The organism is Dietzia alimentaria 72 (assembly GCF_000226215.1).
In the GTDB taxonomy this organism is placed as follows: Bacteria; Actinomycetota; Actinomycetes; order Mycobacteriales; family Mycobacteriaceae; genus Dietzia; species Dietzia alimentaria.
The window spans coordinates 194,769-216,003 of the sequence record NZ_AGFF01000003.1; the positions used below are offsets into that span (position 1 = coordinate 194,769).

The window sequence follows — 21,235 nt, forward strand, 5'->3', positions numbered from 1 at the left end:
ATGTCACTCGTGACCGCCGCTAATGCGGCATACGTCGTCGCCGCGCTGCTGTTCATCCTCTCGCTGGCAGGTCTGTCCAAGCATGAGACCGCGCGCCGCGGACTGAGCTTCGGCATCGCCGGTATGGCCCTGGCGCTCGTCGCCACCATCGTGTTGGTCCTCGACAACGAGCCCGCCACCATCGGCATCGCGTTGATGGCCGTGGCAGTGGTCGTGGGCGCCGGAATCGGCATCATGCGCGCCCGCAGCGTGCAGATGACCGAGATGCCCGAACTGATCGCGCTGCTGCACTCGTTCGTCGGCCTGGCCGCCGTGCTCGTGGGGTGGAACGGATATATCGAGCCCGAGCTCCACGGTGAGCTGACGGGTTCCCTGCTGGGCATCCACCACGCCGAGGTGTTCATCGGCGTGTTCATCGGTGCCGTGACCCTCACCGGCTCGATCGTCGCCTACCTCAAGCTGTCCGGGAAGATGAAGTCCGCGCCGCTCGTCCTGCCCGGGAAGAACCTGATCAACCTCGGCATCATCATCGCCTTTGTCGCGCTGACCGTGTGGTTCGTCATCACCCCGGCACTGTGGATGCTCATCGTGGTGACGGCTCTGGCACTGGTGCTGGGCTGGCATCTGGTGGCCTCCATCGGCGGCGGCGACATGCCGGTCGTGGTGTCCATGCTCAACTCGTACTCGGGCTGGGCCGCCGCGGCCACGGGCTTCCTGCTCGGCAACGACCTGCTCATCGTCACCGGCGCGCTGGTCGGCTCCTCCGGTGCGTACCTGTCCTACATCATGTGCAAGGCCATGAACCGCTCGTTCATCTCCGTCATCATGGGCGGCTTCGGTATCGAGGCCTCGTCCGGTGAGGGCAAGGACCACGGCGAGCACACCGAGATTGACGTGTCCGGTGCGGCTGAGCTGCTGGCCAATGCGAACTCGGTCATCATCGCCCCGGGTTACGGCATGGCCGTCGCCCAGGCGCAATACCCGGTCGCCGACCTCACCCGCACCCTGCGGGACCGCGGCGTCGACGTGCGTTTTGCCGTCCACCCCGTGGCGGGTCGTCTGCCCGGCCACATGAACGTGCTGCTGGCCGAGGCCAAGGTGCCGTACGACATCGTGATGGAGCTCGACGAGATCAACGATGACTTCGCCGAGACCGACGTCGTGCTCGTGATTGGTGCCAACGACACCGTCAACCCGGACGCCGCGGAGGACCCGGGTAGTCCGATCGCCGGTATGCCCGTCCTGCACGTGTGGGAGGCCGAGAACGTGATCGTGTTCAAGCGCTCGATGGCCGCCGGATACGCCGGCGTCCAGAACCCGCTGTTCTTCCGCGAGAACACCGACATGCTGTTCGGCGACGCCAAGGACCGCGTCGACGACATCCTCGGTGCGCTCAAGGAACAGGGCGCCTCGGTCTGACCGGGAGCAGCCGGCTCACCGCCGGCACCTGACACCGCACACGAAGGGGCGGCCCCGAGCAGGGGCCGCCCTTTTGTTCTGTCGGACCGGGTTTCACGTGGAACCCGGATGGTGCCCGTCACTCTGCGCGCAGCACCGCCGCGCACCTCGCCCGTAGCTCCTCCAGTTCAAGGGCGTGCCGCTCGGCCCGGGCGAAGAGGTTCTGCAGCGTGGGCGTGGGCAGGCGTGGGTCGTCGAGCTCGAGCAGCGCCCGGAAGCCCATCTTCTTGCCGGTCACCGCCATGGTGAGCGCCTCGAGCTCGACAAGGTCGCTCAACGGCGAGCGATCGGCGATGCGCTGATTGGGTTTGAGTTGACCGACCTTCTCGGCGGCTTTGGCGGGCAGGTCCTTGAGTCGCGACGGTGAAGTTCCCGCCAACGTCATGAGCTCCTCGAGCCCCGTGAGGTCGTCGACGGTCTCGTCCGCGATTCGCTTCACGGCCTCGCGGACCTCCGGGTCACTATGGTTTTTGGCGACTCGCCGGAAGAGGTCGAGACCGGCGGCGGCACCGGCGTGGTGGTCCTGCATGTACGTGTGCAACATTTCGTTGGCCATGCTGTGACGCTACGGATGACGGCGCGGGCGGCAACCGGTCAGCGTGCGAGCAGTCCCTTGGCGATGTGGGTCACCTGGATCTCGTTGCTGCCGGCGTAGATCATCAGCGACTTGGCGTCGCGGGCCAGCTGCTCGACCCGGTACTCGGCCATGTAGCCGTTGCCGCCGAACAACTGCACCGCGTCCATCGCCACATCGGTAGCCGCCTCGGACGAGTACAGCTTCATGGCCGATGCCTCCGCCAGCGTCAGCGGCGCACCGGCCCGGGCCCGCTCGATCGAGTGGAAGACCATGTTCTGCACGTTGATCCGCGCCACCTCCATCCTGGCCAGCTTGAGCTGGATCAGTTGGAACCGGCCGATCTCCTGACCCCACAGGGTGCGCTCGCGCGCGTAGTCGATGCACAGCCGGCGGCATTCCTCGATGATTCCCAGCGCCATGATTGCCACGCCGGTCCGCTCGGCCGTGAAACTCGACCGGGCAGACTCGCGCCCATCGCCCCCGCGGCCCTCCTCGGATTCGCCGAGTAGCCGGTCGCGGCCTAGGCGGACATCGTTGAAGAACAACTCGCCGGTGGGGGAACTGTGCAGGCCCATCTTCTGTAGTGGCGCGCCTTGCGTGAGTCCGTCCATGCCCTTGTCCAGGACAAATGTGAGGACTTTCCGGCTGCGCTTGTCTTCCTCCGATGCCTTTCCCGCACCGCCGGAGCCGCCCTCGTCGAGCTTGGCGTAGACGATCATCACGTCGGCGTACGGGCCATTGGTGATGAACGTCTTCTGTCCGTTGAGGATGTAGTCGTCGCCGTCACGCCGCACGTAGGTCCGCATCCCGCCGAACGCGTCCGAGCCGGAGTCCGGTTCCGTGATGGCCCACGACGCCACCTTCTCCATGCTCACGATCCCCGGAAGCCAGCGCTCCTTCTGCCCCAGGGTTCCGCGCGACATGATGGTGGTGGCGCCGAGGCCCAGGCTCACCCCCAGCGCCGAGACCAGCCCCATGCACACACGGGCCAACTCGCTGATCACCACGGCCATCATCGAGTCCTGGCCCGCAAACGCGCCGCCCCCCGAGCCCTCGCCCCCCGCGTCCTCGCGGCCCCGGCCGCTGCCGTCGGAGGCGCCCGCCCGCTCCCTGGCCAGCATCTTCTCTACGCTCTCCCGGGCCATGGAGTCGATCCCGAACTCGGCGAACAACTTTCGGATGATCGGATATGGCGGGATCTCACCGCTCTCCAGCGCCTCGAGGTTGGGGCGGATCTCCTTGTCGATGAAGGACCGCACGGCCTCGCGGATCATCAGATCTGTCTCGGACCACTCGTACATCGGTGCCTCGTCTCCTCGTGCCGGGTCGTTCCGTACGACCGCCCGCTGCCGTGTCCTGCAACACGTTCCAGCCCAGTGTGGCGGGGTACACCGGTTGCCGCGGGAATTTGCGGCAGGCGGCCCGCGCGGTCGGGCAGACTCGGCTGCATGAGTGCTCCCACCGGAAATACCGCCCCTCGAGATGCCCTCACCCGGCCCCACGACGCCGGCCGCGACCAGCTGGGCCGCATCGGACTGTGGACCGGCTCGCTTGAGGGCCTGCCGCACTCACGGATGCCCGACGTGCTGGGTGAGCTCGACGAGCAGGGCTGGGGTTCGCTGTGGTTCGGCGAGGCCGTGGGCCGGGAGGCGTTTACCGCGGCCCAGATGTACCTGTCAGCCACCACGCGCATGGCGATCGGCACGGGCATCGCCAACATCTACGGCCGTGACGCCTCTGCTGCCGGGGCCGCCGCCCGCACCCTCGAGGCCCTGCACCCGGGTCGGTTCGTGCTGGGGCTGGGCGTCTCGCACGCACCGCTCGTCGAGCGTCACCGCGGGCACCACTACGGCCGGCCGCTGTCGGCCATGCGCGAGTACCTGGACGCTCTGGACGGCACGCGCGCCCTCGCCGCGGGGGAGGGCGTCATGCCGCCGGTCGTGCTGGCCGCCCTGGGGCCCAAGATGCTGGAGCTCTCGCGGGACCGGACCGCCGGAGCGCACCCGTATCTCACGCTGCCGGAACACACGGCGCGGGCGCGGGAGATCCTCGGGGGGACCGCCACCGACGGTCCGGCGTTGGTGGTGGAGCACGCCGCCGTGGTGGCGGAGGGGGTTGACGACGACGACGAGCTCTGGCGCTCGCGGGCGCACGATCACCTCAACGTCTACACGGGACTGCCGAATTACCGGAACTCGTGGACCAGGCAGGGATTCGACGAGTCCGACTACGTGCGCGGGGGCAGCGACCGCCTCAAGTCGGCCATGGTCACCCGCGGGGTGGAGGCCACGCGGGCGCGGGTGCAGGAGCATCTCGATGCCGGGGCCTCGACGGTCCTCGTGCAGGTGCTCGGCGAGAGCATCCTGACCCCGCCCGTCGCGGACTGGCGGATCGCCGCGCAGGGTCTGCTCGACTGAGGGGGCGTGCCGCGACCGGCACGGGGAAGTAGAGCGCACTCGACACGTGTCTGTAGTGTCCGATCAAGGCCTGTGGAAGGACACCGGAATGAGTGCAGCGGCACGCGGCGCGGATGCGAGGCGTCGGGAGGACAACGGCCTCGTGATGGTCCTGGCCCTGGGCGGGGTCGTGGTGTCCCTCAGCCAGACCCTGGTCATTCCGCTGCTGGGCATGCTGCCTGCGATTCTCGGTACGACCGCTGTCAACGCCTCCTGGGTTGTCACGGTGACGCTCCTCGCGGGCGCGGTGGCGGGACCGGTGATGGGTCGACTCGGGGACCTGTACCCCAAGAAGCACGTGATCGTCGGCTGCACCATGATCATGGTCCTGGGCTCGGTGGTCTGTGCCCTGTCCGGGTCACTGTGGCCGATGCTCGTCGGCCGGGCGCTGCAGGGTGTGGGGATCGGTGTGATCCCGATCGGCATCGCCACCATGCGCGAACTGCTCCCACCTGTGCGGCTGGGCCCGGCGATCAGCATGATGAGCTCGTCGCTGGGCGTGGGCGGCGCTCTGGGCCTCCCGGCCGCCGCGGCGCTGGCCCAGTACGGGTCCTGGCAGTGGATGTTCTGGGGATCGGCGGTGATGGGCCTGGCGATTGCCGCCCTCATGGCCTTCCAACTGCGGACGCTACCGGCCGCCAAGCCCGACGGCACCCTCGACCTGATCGGCGCACTCGGCCTGGCCGTGGGTCTGGTCGCGTTGCTGTTGGCCGTGTCCAAGGGCGCGGACTGGGGGTGGACCTCGCCTCTGACGCTGGGGCATTTCGCTCTGGCAGCGATCGCGTTCCCGGTGTGGGGACTGTGGGTGCTCCGGCATCGCTCACCCATCGTGGACCTGCGCGTGGCCGCCCGCCGCCCCGTGCTCCTGACCAACATCGCCTCGGTCACGGTGGGCATGGGCCTGTACGCACAGTTGCTCATCTGGCCGCAGATCCTGCAGCTGCCGGTGGCGACCGGACACGGACTGGGCCAATCGATGGTGGCCATGGGCCTGTGGACCGCCCCCGCCGGCCTGGCGATGATGGCGGTCTCACCGATCAGCGGGTGGCTCATCGTCAACCGCGGACCCAAGACCACGCTGGTCCTGGGCTCCCTGGTGATCGCGACGGGCTACTTCTCCGGACTCGTGCTCATGGGCTCCACGTGGGGCGTCATGTCGGCGGGAATCCTCACCAGCGGGGGCGTCGGATTGGCGTACGGCGCGATGCCGGCGCTGATCATGTCGTCGGTGCCGCGGACGGAGATGGGCTCGGCGAACAGCGTCAATACGCTCATGCGCTCGATCGGCACCACAGCATCGGCCGCGGTGCTGGGCGTGATCCTCACGCAGACAGCCATGGACTTCGAGGGGCTCTTCGTCCCGAGCGAGGCGGGTCTGCGCGTCGGTCTGGTGTTCGGTGGAGCGGTGTCGCTGCTCGCCGCGGCGGTAGCGGCGACCATCCCGCCGCCGTGGGAACCCGACGACGACGAGGACTGACCGCTCAGGCGGATGCGCCTCGCGCCCGTTCGATGATCGCCCGGGCCAGTTCGGTGGGCCGCTCCTCCGGGATCCAGTGGCTGACCCCGGGCATCTCGACAAATCGGTAGTCGGCGTCCACGTAGTGGGCGGTCAGTTCGGCGCCGCCCCGGCCGAGCGCGGGGTCGTCGTCGCTCCACACGAACGTCGTGGGCACGCGGACCCTGCGCAGATGCGGTCCCCGCAGACCGAAGGGGAGTGCTCGGTACCAACCCAACCCGCCGGGGATGGCGCCGTCGGCCACCATCTCCCGGCGGAAACGCTCGATCATCGGGCGGGTCATCCCCATTTTTGCGAGCGCGCGATCGGGCCGGCGCCCGGCGGAGGTCAGCACCTTCTCGGGCAGCCACGGCAGCTGGAAGAACCCGATGTACCAAGACCGCAGCAATTGGTCGGAGGTCACCATCGCCTTGAGGAACGCGGAGGGGTGGGGGACCGAGACCGCGGTCAGCGAACGGACCCGCTCGAAATGCGCTGCGGCGACCCCCCACGCCACGGCCGCACCCCAGTCGTGGCCCACCACGTGAGCGCGATCGAGGCCGGCGGCGGTGAACAGCGCCTGCACGTCGCCCACCAGCTCGGACAGTCGGTGGGCTCGCCGACCTCGGGGCCGGGCGGTCGCACAGAAGCCACGCTGATCAAGAACCAGCGTCCGTAGTCCGGCGGCGTGCAGGATCGGCACCACCTGGTTCCAGCTGGAGGTGCGCTGCGGGAAACCGTGGAGCAGGATCACGGCCTCGCCGTCCTCGGGCCCGGAGTCGAGGGCGCGCAGCCGGAGGCCCTCACGGTCGAAGTGGATCTGGTCGGGCCGTGAGTCACCCACGGACGTAACCCCGCCGGACGGCCCGCTCGAGGATGCCGAGCGTGGCTCTGAGCGCTGCGGCGTCCAGCACCGGCAGGACGCCCGAGTCGCGCCACTTCGGGTTCGCGTCGGACCAGTCGTAGTAGCTGACGACCTCGGTGCCCACCCCGACCGGCGCGAGCCGGTAGCCGTACGTGTGACCGATCGGCGGCCTGATCTGCCCGTCGATGGTCCAGGCGATCTCCACGTCGGGCTGGAAGCGGGTGATGATCACGGTGACGTCGTAGTGCCCGAGATCGTAGTCGCCCAGCGATTCGCGGTCCATGTGCACCACAAAGCGGTCGCCGACGGCCGCGACCTGCGATCCCTCGGCCGACTGGAGCATCCCGGAGGAGTCGATCGCCACGTGCCCGTCGGGGTCGCACAGCACCGCGAACACCTGGTGCGCTGGCGCCGGGATCATCCGACGGGCCTCGAGCCGGTACCTCGGGGCGTCGCCGGCACCGCCGGCGTCGTCGTCGCCGGAAGGGCCGTGCTGTTCGCTGTCCGTCATGCAAGCGACGCTACCCCGGGCACCGGCGTCAGGGATCAGACCCGAGCCGGGTCCGGTCGATCCCACGCACGGTGCGCGGACAGCAGCGGCGTGAGCGCGGGCAGCACGTCGGCCGCCGTGTCCACCGCGACCACGCCCGGAGTGGACGCGCCCAGCCCGAAGTCGACGTACCGGTCGACGGGCACCAAGGTGGCCACGGCCTTCTTGTGCCGGTACATCTCGCTGATGAGCACGTCGGTGTGGGGATCGGCGGGAAGGTCGACGACGACGACGGCGTCGAACTCGATCGACCGCTGGGTCTGATACGTCCGCGACACCGCGACGGTGCTGTCGGAGTCCGGATCGCTGCCCTCCAACCGACCGCCACTCGGGGCGATCACGAGCGGGACCATGTCGTTGTCGAACACCGCCTGCACGAGCTCGGCGACCACAGCGACATCGGACTGCTCGGTGACGAGGACGCCGATCTGGCGACCATCGGTCGGCCACTCCTGACCGATCTGCGACAGCGCCGGGCTGGTGACGACCTCGGCCACGGGTACCCGGGCCGGTGCTGGTAGGCCCAGGCCCTGCGCGACAGTGGCCGCCAGGTCGTGGTCGATGCGGGCCAACTGCTCGACCTGCCGGAGCTTGATCGCCTCTTCGTAGCACTTGCCCAGCTCGAAGGTGTAGGCGTCGGCGGTGTGCTGCTTCTCCACCTCGGTGAGGCTGCGGTAGAACAGCGTGGCCTGCGAGAAGTGGTCGTCGAAGGTCGCCGGGGACTGCCGCACGATCCGGGCGTCGGCGATCTGCTGCGCCACCTCGACCAACGCGCCGTCGGTGGCGCCCGCGATGAACGGGCACCCGCCGTCGAGACTATTCGGCTTGTAGGGGGCCACACCCACGTGGTCGGCGGTCTGGTGCATGCCGTCGCGCAGCATGTCGTTGACCGGCGCGTGCGGCCGGTTGATGGGCAGTTGCCCGAAGTTCGGGCCGCCCAGCCGCGAGAGCTGCGTGTCCAGGTAGGAGAACAGCCGGCCCTGCAGGAGCGGATCGTTGGTCACGTCGATGCCCGGCACGAGGTGACCCGGGTGGAACGCGACCTGCTCAGTTTCCGCGAAGTAGTTCTTCGGATTGGCGTTGAGAGTCATGGTGCCGATCACCTGTACCGGCGCAAGTTCCTCGGGGACGAACTTCGTGGGGTCGAGCAGGTCGATCCCCTGGAACATCTCGTCGGCATCGTCGGGGAGGACCTGGATGCCCAGGTCCCATTCCGGGTACGCTCCGGCCTCGATCGCGTCGGCCAGGTCTCGGCGATGGAAATCGGGGTCCATGCCGGCGGTGATCTGGGCTTCCTCCCACACCTGTGAGTGGACGCCGAGCCGGGGCTTCCAGTGGAATTTCACGAGGCTGGTCTCGCCGGCGTCGTTGATGACCCGGAAGGTGTGGACGCCGAAGCCCTCCATCATCCGCAGTGAGCGTGGGATGCCGCGGTCGGACATGTTCCACATGGTGTGCGCCTGCGCCTCGGTGTGTAGCGACACGAAGTCCCAAAAGGTGTCGTGCGCGCTCTGCGCCTGCGGGATCTCCCGGTCGGGGTGCGGCTTGGCGGCGTGGACCACGTCGGGGAACTTGAGGGCGTCCTGGATGAAGAACACCGGGATGTTGTTGCCGACCAGATCCCAGGTGCCCTCGTCGGAGTAGAACTTGGTGGCGAATCCGCGGGTGTCACGGACGGTGTCGGCGGAGCCGCGGGAACCGAGCACGGTGGAGAAGCGGACGAACACCTCGGTCTGCCTGCCCTCGGCAAAGACGCCTGCTTTGCAGACGCTCGTCGCGGCACCGTTGGCGCGGAACACCCCGTGGGCACCGGCGCCGCGGGCGTGGACCACGCGCTCCGGGATGCGCTCGTGGTCGAAGTGCATGATCTTCTCGCGCAGGTGGTGGTCCTGCAGAAGAACCGGGCCGCGGCGGCCGGCCCTCTGGGAGTGGTCGGTGTCGACCACGCGCGCGCCCTGCGCGGTGGTGAGGAATTCGCCCTGCTGGCGAGCGGCGTCCTCGGAGTCGGCAGACTCCGCGCCGGTCGGGCTGTACGGGGTGGCGCCCTTCTGATCCGGCTTCGGTGGCAGCGGGCCGGTGGGGTCGGTCGGCTCCTCGACGGCGGGTGGCTCCGAACCCGGGACACCGGGCACGACGTCGGGGTCGTTGATGACCTCGTCGGCGAGCTTGCTGGCGGCGTCGGCGACCTTCCGTACCGCTGCCCCGGCGGTCGTGGACGCGGCTGATTTCTTGTCGGACATGAGACTCCTCGGCGGTGGCGTGCGGAATTCGTGTGCCGCACTATTCCACCGCGTCGCGGCTGCGCAACCGATCGCTGCGGCGGCCGGTCGGTGGCCACGTGTCGACTACGGGCCTACGGTGGCGCCATGGCTGATTCAGAGAAAGCACCCGCTCCGACGACTGTGGCCGACATGCTCATCCGCTCCCTCGCTGACCTGGGGGTGCGCACCGCCTGGGGGGTGGTGGGGGACGCGCTCAACCCGATAACAGACGCGATTCGCAGGACCGACGGGATCGAGTGGATCGGTGTCCGACACGAGGAGGCCGGGGCCTTTGCCGCCTCGGCACAGGCGCAGCTCACCGGCACCCTCGGCGTCTGCATGGGGACCGTGGGCCCGGGCAGTATCCACCTGCTCAACGGCCTCTACGACGCCAAGAAATCCCACGCCCCGGTCCTGGCGATCTGCGGTCAGGTGCCGACCGAGGAGATGGGCACCGACATGTTCCAGGAGGTGGACCACGACGTCCTCTTTGACGACGTCGCCGTGTTCACCCGCACCCTCTCCAACCCCGACCACGCGCCGTACATCCTGGAACAGGCCGTCAACGCCGCTTACGCGCGGCGGGGCGTGGCTGTGCTGACGATCCCGGGGGATGTCGGCGACATGAAGCTCGAGGAGAAGCGGCTACCGCATTTCCTCGAGCCCTCGACCAGGTCCGTCCCCGCCCCGGACGTCGTCGACAGGGCCGTCGAACTCCTCGACGGCGCGTCGAAGCCGACCCTGCTCGTCGGGCTCGGCGCGCGGGAGGGCCGCGAGGACGTGCTGCGGCTCGCCGAGGCGCTGCAAGCGCCCATGGTCGTCACGATCAAGGCCAAGGAGGGCTTTGACCACGACAACCCGTATCAGGTGGGGCAGTCGGGTCTGATCGGTAACCGGGGCGCGCAGTCCGCGTTCAACGACTGCGACCTGCTTCTGATGCTCGGTACCGACTTCCCTTACCGCGACTGGTACCCGGAGGGCGTCACCGTGATCCAGGTCGACGACGACGGCGCGCACCTCGGCCGCCGGACCCCTGTCGACCTCGGGCTGGTCGGGGACGCCGGAATCACGGCCGGGTTGCTCGCGGACCGCGTGCAGTCCAAGAAGGCGTCGGTCCGCACCAGCGCGGCGACCCGCCACCTCGAGTCCAGCCGCAAGACCTACGAGTCGTGGCGCGAGGGCCAGGCTAAGCTGGCTGACCCGAAGCACGACAAGAAGGTCCTGGGCGCTCTCCGCTCCAAGGCCGACAACCCCGAGGGAGATATCCGTCCCGAACTGGTCGCGGCCACCATCAACCGGTTGGCCGCGCCGGACGCGATCTACACCGCCGATACGGGGATGCCCGCCGTATGGCTCTCCCGCTTCATCGATCTCGGCGAGTCCAACCGCCTCCTGGGGTCGTTCAACCTCGGTTCCATGGCCAACGCCATGCCGCAGGCCCTCGGCGCCCAGGCGCTCGACCGCTCCCGTCAGGTCATCGCCCTGTGCGGCGACGGCGGACTCACGATGCTGCTCGGAGATCTCATCATCGCGGTGTCGTACGACCTGCCGGTGACGTTCGTGGTCTTCAACAACCGACGGCTCGGCATGGTCAAGCTCGAGATGGAACAGGCCGGCCTGGCGGAGTTCGGAACGCAACTCGACAATCCGGACCTCTCCGCGGTCGGAAGGTCCATGGGACTGCACGGCGTGCGGGTCGAGGATCCGGACGACGTCGAAAAGGCGATCCGTGAGGCCCTGGACCACCCCGGGCCCGCGCTCGTCGACATAGTGACCAATCCGAATGAGGTCTCCGTTCCGCCGTCGCCCACGGTCTCGCAGGGCTGGGGCTACGCGATCGCCAAGGTCAAGGAGACCTTGGAATCGAGGTGACAGAGTCCAGGTGAACGTAAGCATAAGAAGACCGTCACCCGGGGTCTAGTCTCGACTGATGGACAACGGACTTCTCCCGCGCGCCCATCTGCCGTATCCGGTCATGCTGGCGGCGGCGTGGTCGGCCTGCCTCCTTCTCATCGTGGGCGGCGGCTGGGTCCTGGGATCGGCGATCGGCCGGCTGTCCGTGATCGTCGCGCCGTTGGCCATCGCGGTGCTCCTCGCGGCCATGCTCCGCCCGGTGGTGGATCGCGTCCCGTCGCGGGTCCCGCGGGCGGCGGCGGCCCTCGCCGTCGTCGTCGGGGTCTTCGCGGCGATCCTCGCCGCGCTGGTGGCGGTCACCACCCAACTCGCCACCGGGGTCCCCGCGATGCGGAGAAAACTCGCCAGTGGCACCGACGCCGCGCTGCGGTGGCTCGAGGAGGGACCGCTCCACCTCACCGCGGACCGGCTCCAGCAGGCGGTGGCGGAGTTGCGGACCTGGTTCGAGTCACACTCCGACGCCGTGGCCGCGGGCGCCGTCCAGTTCGGGCACACCGCCGTCGATGCCGTGGCGGGAGTGCTCATCTGCCTGGTGTCGCTGTTCTTTTTCCTCTACCACGGCGAAAAGCTGTGGGAGTTCTTCGTCCGCTGGCTGCCGAACGCGAGCCGACGGCACGTCGACACCGCCTTCCGCCGCGGCTGGGGGAGCCTCGGCGCGTACACCCGCACGCAACTCACGGTGGCGGCCATCAACGCGGCGGGCGTGGGGATCGGCGCGCTGGTGCTACGCGTGCCTTTTGTGATCCCGATCGTGGTGGTGGTGTTCCTGGCGTCGTTTGTGCCCGTCGTCGGCACGCTGGTCGCGGGAATGGTGCCGACCGCCCTGGCGCTGGTCGATCGGGGGCCCGCGATCGCGGTGGCCATGCTGGCGATCGTCGTGGTGGTCCACCAGGTCGAGTCCCACGTGCTGCAGCCGGTCCTCATGGGGCACGCCGTGGCGTTGCATCCGCTGGCGGTGATCCTGGTGGTCACGGCGGGCACGTACCTGTTCGGGATCGCGGGCGCGCTGTTCGCCGTGCCCGTCACCGCCATGGCCAATACGGTGGTCCGTTACCTCGCTGATCGAGACGCCTCCCCGGGTGGCGGGACTGGTCTGCTGCCGGAACAAGACGAGGTTTCCGGCCCCGATCATGCTGACTCCCGTCACGGCGACGCGGAGCCGGCTCCCGCTGCCGACGGCGCGGTGTGACGCAGGGAACTGCGTAAACACGCGGGTATCCCGCACAATAGCTCTAGGCGCTCCCTGCGACGAGATACGTCGCGGCAGGGCCGTCCCCGAGGGGGAATGTAGATGCAGTCCACGAACACGCAGACCATGACCGTGCAGACCGTGACGCTCCACGGCCGCCAGCTGGCCTATCGGGAGGCAGGCGCCGGCGAGGGCAAACCGACGTTGCTGCTCATCCACGGGATGGCGGGTAGCTCCACCACCTGGCGCGAGATGATCCCGCGCCTGGAGCGGTACTTTCACATCATTGCTCCGGACCTGCCCGGTCACGGCGAGAGTTCGCTGGAGTTCGACGACTACTCGCTCGGCGCCATGGCCTCCGCGCTCCGCGACCTGCTGGTGGTCAAGCGCATCAACCGCTGCACAGTGATCGGGCAGTCGCTCGGTGGCGGCGTGGCTTTGCAATTCGTCTACCAGTACCCCGAGTTCTGCGAGCGGATCGTGCTGATCGGCAGCGGCGGCCTGGGGCGGGAGGTCAATTGGATCCTCCGGATACTCGCCGTGCCCGGTGCGGAACTGTTGCTGACCGCAGGGGCGGCGCCGTTCCTGGTCAATACGGGTAACGCCGTACGCGGCTTCTTCCGTTCGAAGGGCGTCCACGCGGCCGCGTTGTCCGAGAGCTGGGCGGCGTACGAGTCGCTCGGCGAGCGGGGCCATCGCCGGGCGTTTTTCAAGACTCTCCGCGCCGTCGTGGATAACAAGGGGCAGGCCGTGTCCGCCACCAACCGGCTCCATCTGGCCGGGCAGCTGCCGTTCCAGCTGATCTGGGGCGATCGCGATCCGATCATCCCCATCTCCCACGGTCATGCCACACATGACGCGATACCGGGCAGCCGTCTGTCGATCGTTCCCGGCGCCGGCCACTACCCGCACGTTGAGGATCCGGCGGCGGTCGAGGAGGTCATGATGGACTTCGTGACATCCACGGTTCCCGGGCGTATCGACCACGAGACGCTGAGCCAACTCGTCACCCCGGGCGCCGCGCCCACGCCCGACGACTGAGGGACGAAGCGCCCGAGCCACGAAACGGCCCCGGCCCTCCCGTGTCGGGAGAGGCCGGGGCCGGAGCAGGGGCCGCTAGGCGCGGGGCTCGATCAGGAGCCGAACGCAGCCGCCTGGGGGTCCTCGGTGTCGTCGCCGCCGCCGGTCAGCGAGCCGAGAAGCTGCGCGGAACCGCCGCTGGCGTCGTCAGCGTCTTCGCCGTCGCCCTCGCCCGGGGTCCCGGCATCGATGCCGCGGAGGATGTCGAGTGCACCGCTGATGTCGCCGGCCATGGCAGCGGCCACGGCTGCGTCGGCGTTGACCTCGCACTCCTCGCCGCTCAGGCCGGGCACGATCCCCTCGGCCGAGCCGAGGAAGTCGTACGCTGAGATGGTGCCGCACAGTTGCTCGGCGATCCCGGAGACGACCTCCGGCGTGATCGGGTCCTCCGGGTCCTTCGGAGTGCTCTCGGTGTCTTCGCCCTCGGTCGTCTCGACCTGGCCGGCATCGGGGGCCTGTCCCTGGTCGTCGACGCCGTCCGCGGCGGCGGCGAGGCCTGCACCGGCAAAGGAGAGGGCGGCGGCGGAGCCGATCACGGCGATGGTCTTCTTCATGTAAGTCACACCTTTCATTCGGGTTACCGGGGCAGGCCCGGTTCATAGCGCCGTAACCGTAACCGTCTTATCGCCCCGTGGCTGTGATCGTGATCACAGGCGATTGCCGGTTAGTCGGCCCTTGAGCTCGTGGTCAGGGGCGACACGCGCACTGCGAATTCTTCTTAATCTGGCCCTCCGACGGGCGGCATGTTTGCCGGACCGGCATTCTTGGGGGATTCTTAGCGCATGAGTGGAACCGCCGAGATTTATGACGCCGTCCTCGACCCGGGCAAGATCGAGCTGCTCCGGGCCTGGGTCCGCGACCAGTCGTGGTTCACCGGGAGCCCGGAGCGGCTCGAGCAGGTAACGACCTACCGGTTTGTCGATCCCGCCGGCGAGGTGGGCATGGAGTCGTTCATCCTCACCGACGGGTCGCGCACGTTCCATGTGCCGGTGACCTACCGCGGGGCTGCGCTCGAGGGGGCCGACGATGCGCTCGTCGGGACGATGGAGCACTCGGTTCTCGGCCGCCGCTGGGTGTACGACGCCCCGGCTGACCCCGTGTACACCACCGAGGTGCGCCGCGTGATCAGCAATCGCGACACCGCTGCCGCGCACCTTCAGAAGGAGGACGGCACCATCACCCCGTCGCCGGTCAATATTCGCGGTGGTGGAGACGGGGCGTCGAAGAGCGACGACGCACCGCAGGTTATCCGCGTGCTCTCCGAAGAGAACGACGCCGAGGCCGACTGCCCGCTCATCGGCTCACCCGGAACGCTCAGCGGGACCTGGCTCGATGACGAGGGGTCGCACACCGCGGTCTTCGTCGTCGTCGACTAGGGCTCTCCGGTCACGACCCACCTACGCAGAACACCGCCCCCACCTGGACTCCAGGTGGGGGCGGTGTCGTCTAGCGGTCGGCGCGGGCTTACGGCGCGCGCCGTAAGCCATGCGGGTCAGGCCGACTTGATGGCCGAGATCTCGACCTCGAGCGTGACCTTCTCCGAGACCAGGACGCCGCCGGTCTCGAGCTTGGCGTTCCAGGTCAGGCCGAAGTCGCTGCGGTTGATCACGGTGGTGCCCTCGAATCCGACGCGCTCGTTGCCGAACGGATCGGTGGCGACGCCCTCGTAATCGAAGGGAATCGTGACGGACTTGGTGGTGCCCTTGATGGTGAGATCGCCGGTCACGTCCACTCCGCCCGAGCCATTGCCCTCGATCTTGGTGGACTTGAAGGTGATCTGCGGGTGGTTCTCCATGTCGAAGAAGTCGTTCGACTTGAGGTGGCCGTCGCGGTCCGCGTTACGGGTGTCGATCGAGGAGGCGTTGATCGTGACCTCGACGGTGGCCGACTGGATACCCTCCTCCGGCACGACGACGTTGCCCGTGAAGTCGTTGAAGGAGCCGCGCACCTTGGTGATCATCGCGTGGCGGGTGACGAAGCCCAGGCGGGTGTGGGTGTGGTCGAGGGTCCAGTTGCCGGTCAGGTTATTCAGGTTCGCGGTCATGGTGACTCCTTCAAGTGTTGATGCCGACCGTTCAGCCGGCTGTCTCGTTGTCTGTGGTTCCAACCATAAGCCAGACTTGGTGACATGTCAACAACGAGTTGAAGTGCCGCCGGGCATCAGAGTGATTTCGGCAGGTCAGGCGCTACTCAGGGCACATGCCGACGCAGGAAGTGCACCGCGTGTGCCACTGCCCGGTCGTGGCACGGCCTGCCCGGGAACAGGTCGAAGTGATCGCCCGGGTAGTGCCGGACCTCGGCTCGCGCGGCGAACGCGGCGGTTGCCGCGGCGTGCGGTGGTGCGCTGCGGTCCAGGTCGGCGATCTGGACGAGCACGGGGACGACGACGAGGTCCTCCGCATGCCGAGCGGGCCGGAAAGAGCCCAGCTCAGTGCCGATGGAGGCGCCGACCTCGTTGCGCCAGGTGGGCCCGGCGACGGACGTGTACGCCTCCTCGTAGCCGTCCAGAGACATGAGGGCCGTGGAGCCGGGCGGGCCCGCCAGCGCCAGCATCGGTTCGGTCCGACCGGTCGCGGCCACGGCCTTCGCGGCGATCGCCGTACCCGTCGCCCGCAGGAGAGCTGTGGGCTTGTGCAACTTGGCGGCGGCCACCGCGGCGGCGCGGCCGTCGACCAGCGGGATCATGGAGATCACTGCCGCCACGTCCTGCCGGCCGCGAGCCACCTCCAGTACGTGGCCGCCCGCCAGGGAGCACCCCCACAGGACGATCCTCGTCGGGTCCACACCCGGCTGGGAGGCCGCGGCGAGGATTGCGGCGCGGTAGTCCTCCTGCTGTCGGGCGGGCGAGACCACTTGCCGCGGCTGGCCGTTCGAGCGGCCGAACCCGCGGTAGTCGAAGACCAGGGCCGCGTAACCGGCGTCGGCGAACGACCGGGCGAACGGCATCAGTCCCGAGTCCGCGGTACCGCCGAGGCCATGGGCCAGCACGACGCACGGGCGCGGCTCGGGGGCGGAGTCGCTTTGTGTGGAGCCCGACCCGGCCGCGGGCAGGAACCAGCCACGACAGTCCGCAGCATCTGCCCCCGATCCGGAGCGGAAGGTCACGTCTACCGGGCTGCTCATGCGGTTCCCCCTGATTCGGTGCCGGCGTCGATCTCGGCGTCCGGCCGGCCGTAGATGGTGCGGACCCACATGTCCGCGGCGGTGGTGAGCAGCTGGCCGCGCGGCGCCTCCGGGTGGTAGACGATTCGCTCGAGCACGGCCTCGTTGATGTGGAGCAGCCCCTCTGCCAGCGCGAAGGGTTCAGCGCCGCCGGGAGCCCTGCCGGACTCGCGCTCGGCGCGGATGAACTCGGCGATCGACGTGGCCATCGTTCTGCGGCTGGCGTCCCACATCTCGCGCGTCGGCTCGTGCTGGGTGCGCGCCGTGAGCAGGGCGCGGTAGATGTGCTCGCTCGCCAGCACTCGGGTCACGAGTAGGTCGAGGGCCGCGGCCACCCGCGGCCGGAACGCATCGGGGCCGTTGATGATCATGTCCGTGGCCTTGAGCGCCTCGGTGTTGACCACCACCAGCAGCATCGACACGGCCGCGGCTTTGGACTCGAAATAGAAGTAGAACGCGGACCTGGTGATGCCTGCGGCGTCGGTGAGGTCGGCCACCGAGATGTCGTCCAGGGCGGTGGTGCGCAGTCGCTCGTCGAGGGCGGTGAGGATCGCCTCGCGTCGGCGATCGCCGCGGGGGGAGGTCGTTGCCGACTGGGGGGCGGGGCTCATGCGGTCACCGCCGTCCGGCCGGCGCCGCCCTGTGCGTCTGCATGCCGTGCGCGCGCATCATGGGCCCTCGCACGCGCGAGGCCCTGCGGGATCTCCCGGGTGCGTAGGTCGCGCTCGTAGAGGAAGTAGTCCACCTGCTGCTGATGGCGTGGAGTGTCCAACATGTGGCCGATGTACTTCTTCTCGTCCTCCACGATCACCCGCTGCATCTCCGCGACCGGCGGTGTGCGGTACAGGCCCGCGGCCCACGCGGCGACCAGCCGGGCCTGGGCCTCGATGAACGGGAACAGCGTGGGCGTGGCCTGCGCGAATCCGACGAGTGCCAGGTCGTTGATGCCAGGGGAGAACATGCGCTTGTAGAGCGGGACGTGGTTGTGGCCGTCCGCGCTGAGGAAGTCGCGGTCGAAGAACGGGAACGTGGTGTTGTAGCCGGTGGCCTGGATCATCACGTCGAATTCGCCGCTGGTGCCGTCGGCGAAGTGCACTGACGTGCCATCCAGGCGGGCGATGTCTCCCTTGGCGGTGACGTCGCCCGAGCCCAGGCGCAGCGGCAGTTCGACCGACTGCGTGGGGTGGGCCTCGAAGAACTTGTGGTTGGGCTTGGGCAGCCCGTAGTCCTCCGGCGCCCCCGCCGACATGGGCTGCATCATCTGGATGACCTTGCGCTGCCACGCATACGGGACGAACGGCAGCGTGGCGTAGTACTTGTCCGCGGGCTTGCCGGCAATGTACTTGGGCACGATCCACGCGCTCGACCTGGTGGACAGCACGACTTCGTTGCGCATGACTTTGGACGAGAGCTCCACGGCGATGTCCGCGGCGCTGTTGCCGATGCCCACCACGAGGATCCTCTTGTCCATCAGGTGCAGCGGAGCCCACGGGTCGATGTAGGCGTGCGAGTGGATCATCTCGCCGGTGAACTCCCCGGAGAAGTCGGCGAAGCGCGGATCCCAGTGGTGACCGTTGCCCACCACCAGCAGGTCGAACCTGCGGGTCTTCGGGCCGGACGCCTCGCCCGCGGCCGCTCCGGTGCGCTCGGTGGTCAGCTCCCATCCGCCGTCCGGCAGTCGCTCGGCGTGTGCCACGCGGGTCTCGAATTCGATGGAACGCAACAGGTCAAATGCCTCGGCATAGGAGTCGAGGTACTGCTTGATCTGCGAGTGATGGGGAAAGTCCGGGAACTCCTCCGGCATCGGGAAATCCCGAAAGCTCAGCTGATGCTTGGAGGTGTCGATGTGCAGTGACCGGTAGGCGCTCGAACTCCCGTTGGGATTGTCGAACGCCCAGTTCCCCCCGATCCGGTCCGAGGCCTCAAAGCACACGGCCTCGATCCCGTAGTCCTCGAGCATCTTCAGGGTGGTCAGGCCGCTGATGCCCGCGCCGATCACGGCGACCGTCGGAGTGGATGTCATGGAGTACCTCGTCGACAGAAGGGCCCGGGAGACCGCAGACGTTCGCCCACGCCCGGAAGCTATGGCACGAGTCACAGTATGGCCCTAGGTTGACGGGCGTCAACAATTAGACAATAGCCGCGAGAGTGTCGCTGCGGCTGCCTATCTCGCTAGCCAGTAGTTGACACATCATCTACCATGAACGTATGAACTCACACGCCTCAGCCAACGATCCCGCCAAGGCCCCCTCGTCGTCGTCGGTGGCCTTTGGCCTCGACACCTTCGGCGACGTCACAGTCGACCGCAACGGGCGCCCCGTTCCTCACGCGCAGGTCATTCGCGACGTGGTGGAGCAGGCCGTGCTCGCCGACCGGGTAGGGGTGGACGCGTTCGGCATCGGCGAGCATCACCGACCCGACTTCGCCGTCTCAGCGCCTGACGCGGTACTCGCCGGCATCGCCACCCGCACGGAACGCATCCTGCTGGGGTCGGCCGTCACGGTGCTCTCCAGCGACGACCCGATCCGTGTCTTCCAGCGCTTCTCCACCATCGATGCCCTCTCGAACGGCCGCGCCGAGGTCGTACTGGGCCGTGGCTCCTTCACAGAATCGTTCCCGCTATTCGGCTTCGACCTTCAGCAATACGAGCAACTGTTCAGCGAGAAGCTCGACCTCTTCGCCGCACTGCTGCCCGAGGAAGCCGTCACGTGGTCCGGTGATCTCCGCGCGCCGCTCGTCGACCAGCGCGTCTACCCCGAGACCGAGAACGGGCTGAACGCGTGGATCGCCGTCGGAGGCAGCCCCGAATCCGTGGTGCGCGCCGCCCGTTACCGCATGCCGCTCATGCTCGCGATCATCGGCGGACCCGCCGGCCGGTTTGCCCCCTTCACTGACCTGTACCGCGAGGCGAACGCGCAGGTTGCGGGCTCCGATGCGCCGCGCCTGCCGATCGCCGTCCATTCGCCGGGCTTCATCGCCGAGACCGACGAGCGGGCCGCCCAACTGGCGCTGCCGCACTGGCTGACCAGCCGCAACAAGATCGGGCGCGAGCGCGGCTGGGGCGACGCCGTAGAAGCCGATTTCCATCGCGAGGTCCGCTCCGGGGCCCTGTACGCCGGCTCGCCGGAGACGGTCGCGCAGAAGATCGCCGCCACCGTCCGCACCCTGGGCCTGGACCGGTTCGACCTCAAGTACGCCAGCGGCCCCACCCCGCACGAGGACCTCATGACCTCCGTCGACCTCTACGGACGTAAGGTCATCCCGCGCGTCCGCGAATTGCTTGACGAGGCGAATTACACAGTGGGGGTGCCCCAGGCAGTCTCGCGACTCTGACGCGTTGGTTTACGGTATACGCATGCTCTTCGCCTTCTCCGTCGCTCCGACATCTACCGCGGACGACTCCGCCTCGATGAGTGCGGCCGTCGCCGAGGCGGTGCGGGTGGTCCGTGACTCAGGCCTGCCTCACGAGACCACGTCGATGTTCACCACCATCGAGGGCGAATGGGACGAGGTCATGCCCGTCATCCGCGCCGCCACCGATGCTGTCCTGGCCGTCGCCCCGCGCGTGAGCCTGGTGCTCAAGGCGGACCTGCGGCCCGGCCGCGAGGGTGAACTTCGCGGCAAGGTCGACAGGGTGGAAAAGCGGCTCGCCGGACGCGGGGAAAGCCGCGACCACGCCCGCGACGACGACCGCGGGCACGCCCGCGACGACGACGAGGACTTGGCCCGTTGACCACTCCCGAATTCCCGCGGAACCTATCCGCAGGTGACGACATTGCGAACTCGGACGGCGTGCGGTCGCGGAGCATGCTGGCGGTGGTCTACACCGCGACCACTCTGCTCGGCGGGATCGGTGCGCTCGTGGTGCTCGTGGTGACTGCGACCGCCCCGGACGCCTCCGCTCTCGACGTGCTGCTGTGGGGGGCGCTCGCCGTGCTGCTGTTCGCGGCGGCCGCGCGGGAATGGTGGTTCAAGGGCATCGAGATCAATCGATCGCGGCGTGCGGCGCAGCGGGTCTCATCGTCCGAGATTGCTGCCACCGCCAGGGAGTCGTCCAGCGAGGTCGAGACGGTCCGCAAGCTGCGGCGGGCCCACCCGGACCTACGACTCGTCGACGCCGTGAACCTGGTACGCGACGGCAGGCCCTCCGACTCCTGAGCCCGCCCCGGCCCCGCTTGCGCTGCCGAACCGCCCGCCCCGGCCCCGCTTGCGCTGCCGAACCGCCCGC

Annotated in this window: 20 protein-coding genes; 10 read left to right on the forward strand and 10 right to left on the reverse strand. The window is 68.5% G+C overall.

The features are described from left to right. The gene (gene pntB / locus ON04_RS01220; RefSeq protein WP_010539745.1) at window positions 1–1,419 is read left to right on the forward strand and encodes a Re/Si-specific NAD(P)(+) transhydrogenase subunit beta; all 1,419 of its coding nucleotides are present in this window, start codon (window positions 1–3) and stop codon (window positions 1,417–1,419) included. A 118-nt stretch (window positions 1,420–1,537) separates the two neighbouring features. Here pntB and ON04_RS01225 read toward each other — a convergent pair whose 3' ends face one another. Then, complete coding sequence (locus tag ON04_RS01225; RefSeq protein WP_010539746.1) at window positions 1,538–2,014, reverse strand: DUF892 family protein; 477 nt, start codon at window positions 2,012–2,014, stop codon at window positions 1,538–1,540. Window positions 2,015–2,052: 38 nt separating this feature from the next. Continuing rightward, the gene (locus ON04_RS01230) at window positions 2,053–3,336 is read right to left on the reverse strand and encodes an acyl-CoA dehydrogenase family protein (protein ID WP_010539747.1); all 1,284 of its coding nucleotides are present in this window, start codon (window positions 3,334–3,336) and stop codon (window positions 2,053–2,055) included. A gap of 147 nt (window positions 3,337–3,483) precedes the next feature. Here ON04_RS01230 and ON04_RS01235 point away from each other — a divergent pair, with 147 nt between their 5' ends. Further along, on the forward strand, window positions 3,484–4,452 hold the full coding sequence (locus tag ON04_RS01235) for a TIGR03620 family F420-dependent LLM class oxidoreductase (protein WP_010539748.1): 969 nt from the start codon (window positions 3,484–3,486) through the stop codon (window positions 4,450–4,452). A gap of 88 nt (window positions 4,453–4,540) precedes the next feature. Continuing rightward, entirely contained in the window at window positions 4,541–5,968 is a 1,428-nt protein-coding gene (locus ON04_RS01240; protein ID WP_010539749.1) for an MFS transporter, read from the forward strand. A 4-nt stretch (window positions 5,969–5,972) separates the two neighbouring features. Here the strand turns inward: ON04_RS01240 and ON04_RS01245 are convergent, their stop codons facing one another. From ON04_RS01245 to ON04_RS01255, 3 genes are all read right to left on the reverse strand, one after another. Then, complete coding sequence (locus tag ON04_RS01245; protein WP_010539750.1) at window positions 5,973–6,830, reverse strand: alpha/beta fold hydrolase; 858 nt, start codon at window positions 6,828–6,830, stop codon at window positions 5,973–5,975. Next, a complete protein-coding gene (locus tag ON04_RS01250; protein ID WP_029457433.1) occupies window positions 6,823–7,272 on the reverse strand; it encodes an SRPBCC family protein in 450 nt (149 codons plus the stop codon). Before ON04_RS01250 ends, ON04_RS01245 begins: the two co-directional genes overlap by 8 nt. A 125-nt stretch (window positions 7,273–7,397) precedes the next feature. Beyond that, window positions 7,398–9,641 carry a catalase gene (locus ON04_RS01255; RefSeq protein WP_010539752.1) on the reverse strand — a complete coding sequence of 748 codons (2,244 nt, stop codon included), beginning with the start codon at window positions 9,639–9,641 and terminating at the stop codon, window positions 7,398–7,400. Between the two features lie 126 nt (window positions 9,642–9,767). On the opposite strand from ON04_RS01255, the gene ON04_RS01260 reads away from it, so the two are divergent. From ON04_RS01260 to ON04_RS01270, 3 genes are all read left to right on the forward strand, one after another. Next, window positions 9,768–11,534, forward strand: coding sequence for a thiamine pyrophosphate-dependent enzyme (locus ON04_RS01260; protein WP_033443913.1), 1,767 nt, complete (start codon window positions 9,768–9,770; stop codon window positions 11,532–11,534). A 58-nt stretch (window positions 11,535–11,592) separates the two neighbouring features. Then, window positions 11,593–12,765, forward strand: a complete 1,173-nt coding sequence (locus ON04_RS01265; protein WP_010539754.1) for an AI-2E family transporter — start codon at window positions 11,593–11,595, stop codon at window positions 12,763–12,765. Window positions 12,766–12,867: 102 nt separating this feature from the next. Continuing rightward, entirely contained in the window at window positions 12,868–13,806 is a 939-nt protein-coding gene (locus tag ON04_RS01270; protein WP_010539755.1) for an alpha/beta fold hydrolase, read from the forward strand. Between the two features lie 92 nt (window positions 13,807–13,898). Here the strand turns inward: ON04_RS01270 and ON04_RS01275 are convergent, their stop codons facing one another. After that, window positions 13,899–14,399, reverse strand: a complete 501-nt coding sequence (locus ON04_RS01275; RefSeq protein ID WP_010539756.1) for a hypothetical protein — start codon at window positions 14,397–14,399, stop codon at window positions 13,899–13,901. A gap of 228 nt (window positions 14,400–14,627) precedes the next feature. Between ON04_RS01275 and ON04_RS01280 the strand changes: the two genes are divergently transcribed. Continuing rightward, entirely contained in the window at window positions 14,628–15,221 is a 594-nt protein-coding gene (locus ON04_RS01280; protein ID WP_010539757.1) for a CG0192-related protein, read from the forward strand. Window positions 15,222–15,337: 116 nt separating this feature from the next. Here the strand turns inward: ON04_RS01280 and ON04_RS01285 are convergent, their stop codons facing one another. The 4 genes from ON04_RS01285 to ON04_RS01300 form a co-directional block, all read right to left on the reverse strand. After that, window positions 15,338–15,889, reverse strand: coding sequence for a YceI family protein (locus ON04_RS01285; RefSeq protein ID WP_010539758.1), 552 nt, complete (start codon window positions 15,887–15,889; stop codon window positions 15,338–15,340). 146 nt (window positions 15,890–16,035) lie between these two features. Further along, window positions 16,036–16,968 carry an alpha/beta hydrolase gene (locus ON04_RS01290; protein WP_010539759.1) on the reverse strand — a complete coding sequence of 311 codons (933 nt, stop codon included), beginning with the start codon at window positions 16,966–16,968 and terminating at the stop codon, window positions 16,036–16,038. Further along, window positions 16,965–17,618 carry a TetR/AcrR family transcriptional regulator gene (locus tag ON04_RS01295; protein ID WP_010539760.1) on the reverse strand — a complete coding sequence of 218 codons (654 nt, stop codon included), beginning with the start codon at window positions 17,616–17,618 and terminating at the stop codon, window positions 16,965–16,967. The genes ON04_RS01290 and ON04_RS01295 overlap by 4 nt, the downstream gene beginning before the upstream one ends. After that, window positions 17,615–19,030 (reverse strand): flavin-containing monooxygenase, encoded by a 1,416-nt coding sequence (locus ON04_RS01300; protein ID WP_010539761.1) that lies wholly within the window; start codon window positions 19,028–19,030, stop codon window positions 17,615–17,617. The genes ON04_RS01295 and ON04_RS01300 overlap by 4 nt, the downstream gene beginning before the upstream one ends. A 185-nt stretch (window positions 19,031–19,215) precedes the next feature. On the opposite strand from ON04_RS01300, the gene ON04_RS01305 reads away from it, so the two are divergent. Genes ON04_RS01305 through ON04_RS01315 form a run of 3 tightly spaced genes read left to right on the forward strand, consistent with a single transcriptional unit; the run spans window position 19,216 to window position 21,165 of the window. Next, window positions 19,216–20,340, forward strand: a complete 1,125-nt coding sequence (locus ON04_RS01305; protein ID WP_010539762.1) for an LLM class flavin-dependent oxidoreductase — start codon at window positions 19,216–19,218, stop codon at window positions 20,338–20,340. A 22-nt stretch (window positions 20,341–20,362) separates the two neighbouring features. After that, window positions 20,363–20,740 carry an MTH1187 family thiamine-binding protein gene (locus tag ON04_RS01310; protein ID WP_010539763.1) on the forward strand — a complete coding sequence of 126 codons (378 nt, stop codon included), beginning with the start codon at window positions 20,363–20,365 and terminating at the stop codon, window positions 20,738–20,740. Continuing rightward, window positions 20,737–21,165 (forward strand): hypothetical protein, encoded by a 429-nt coding sequence (locus ON04_RS01315; RefSeq protein ID WP_010539764.1) that lies wholly within the window; start codon window positions 20,737–20,739, stop codon window positions 21,163–21,165. The genes ON04_RS01310 and ON04_RS01315 overlap by 4 nt, the downstream gene beginning before the upstream one ends. The last annotated feature ends 70 nt before the right edge of the window (window positions 21,166–21,235 follow it).

Coding starts and splice junctions, on each gene's coding strand:
- pntB (WP_010539745.1), top strand. CDS start 1: ATGTCACTCGTGACCGCCGCTAATGCGGCATACGTCGTCGCCGCGCTG.
- ON04_RS01225 (WP_010539746.1), bottom strand. CDS start 2,014: ATGGCCAACGAAATGTTGCACACGTACATGCAGGACCACCACGCCGGT.
- ON04_RS01230 (WP_010539747.1), bottom strand. CDS start 3,336: ATGTACGAGTGGTCCGAGACAGATCTGATGATCCGCGAGGCCGTGCGG.
- ON04_RS01235 (WP_010539748.1), top strand. CDS start 3,484: ATGAGTGCTCCCACCGGAAATACCGCCCCTCGAGATGCCCTCACCCGG.
- ON04_RS01240 (WP_010539749.1), top strand. CDS start 4,541: ATGAGTGCAGCGGCACGCGGCGCGGATGCGAGGCGTCGGGAGGACAAC.
- ON04_RS01250 (WP_029457433.1), bottom strand. CDS start 7,272: ATGATCCCGGCGCCAGCGCACCAGGTGTTCGCGGTGCTGTGCGACCCC.
- ON04_RS01255 (WP_010539752.1), bottom strand. CDS start 9,641: ATGTCCGACAAGAAATCAGCCGCGTCCACGACCGCCGGGGCAGCGGTA.
- ON04_RS01260 (WP_033443913.1), top strand. CDS start 9,768: ATGGCTGATTCAGAGAAAGCACCCGCTCCGACGACTGTGGCCGACATG.
- ON04_RS01265 (WP_010539754.1), top strand. CDS start 11,593: ATGGACAACGGACTTCTCCCGCGCGCCCATCTGCCGTATCCGGTCATG.
- ON04_RS01270 (WP_010539755.1), top strand. CDS start 12,868: ATGCAGTCCACGAACACGCAGACCATGACCGTGCAGACCGTGACGCTC.
- ON04_RS01275 (WP_010539756.1), bottom strand. CDS start 14,399: ATGAAGAAGACCATCGCCGTGATCGGCTCCGCCGCCGCCCTCTCCTTT.
- ON04_RS01280 (WP_010539757.1), top strand. CDS start 14,628: ATGAGTGGAACCGCCGAGATTTATGACGCCGTCCTCGACCCGGGCAAG.
- ON04_RS01285 (WP_010539758.1), bottom strand. CDS start 15,889: ATGACCGCGAACCTGAATAACCTGACCGGCAACTGGACCCTCGACCAC.
- ON04_RS01290 (WP_010539759.1), bottom strand. CDS start 16,968: ATGAGCAGCCCGGTAGACGTGACCTTCCGCTCCGGATCGGGGGCAGAT.
- ON04_RS01295 (WP_010539760.1), bottom strand. CDS start 17,618: ATGAGCCCCGCCCCCCAGTCGGCAACGACCTCCCCCCGCGGCGATCGC.
- ON04_RS01300 (WP_010539761.1), bottom strand. CDS start 19,030: ATGACATCCACTCCGACGGTCGCCGTGATCGGCGCGGGCATCAGCGGC.
- ON04_RS01305 (WP_010539762.1), top strand. CDS start 19,216: ATGAACTCACACGCCTCAGCCAACGATCCCGCCAAGGCCCCCTCGTCG.
- ON04_RS01310 (WP_010539763.1), top strand. CDS start 20,363: ATGCTCTTCGCCTTCTCCGTCGCTCCGACATCTACCGCGGACGACTCC.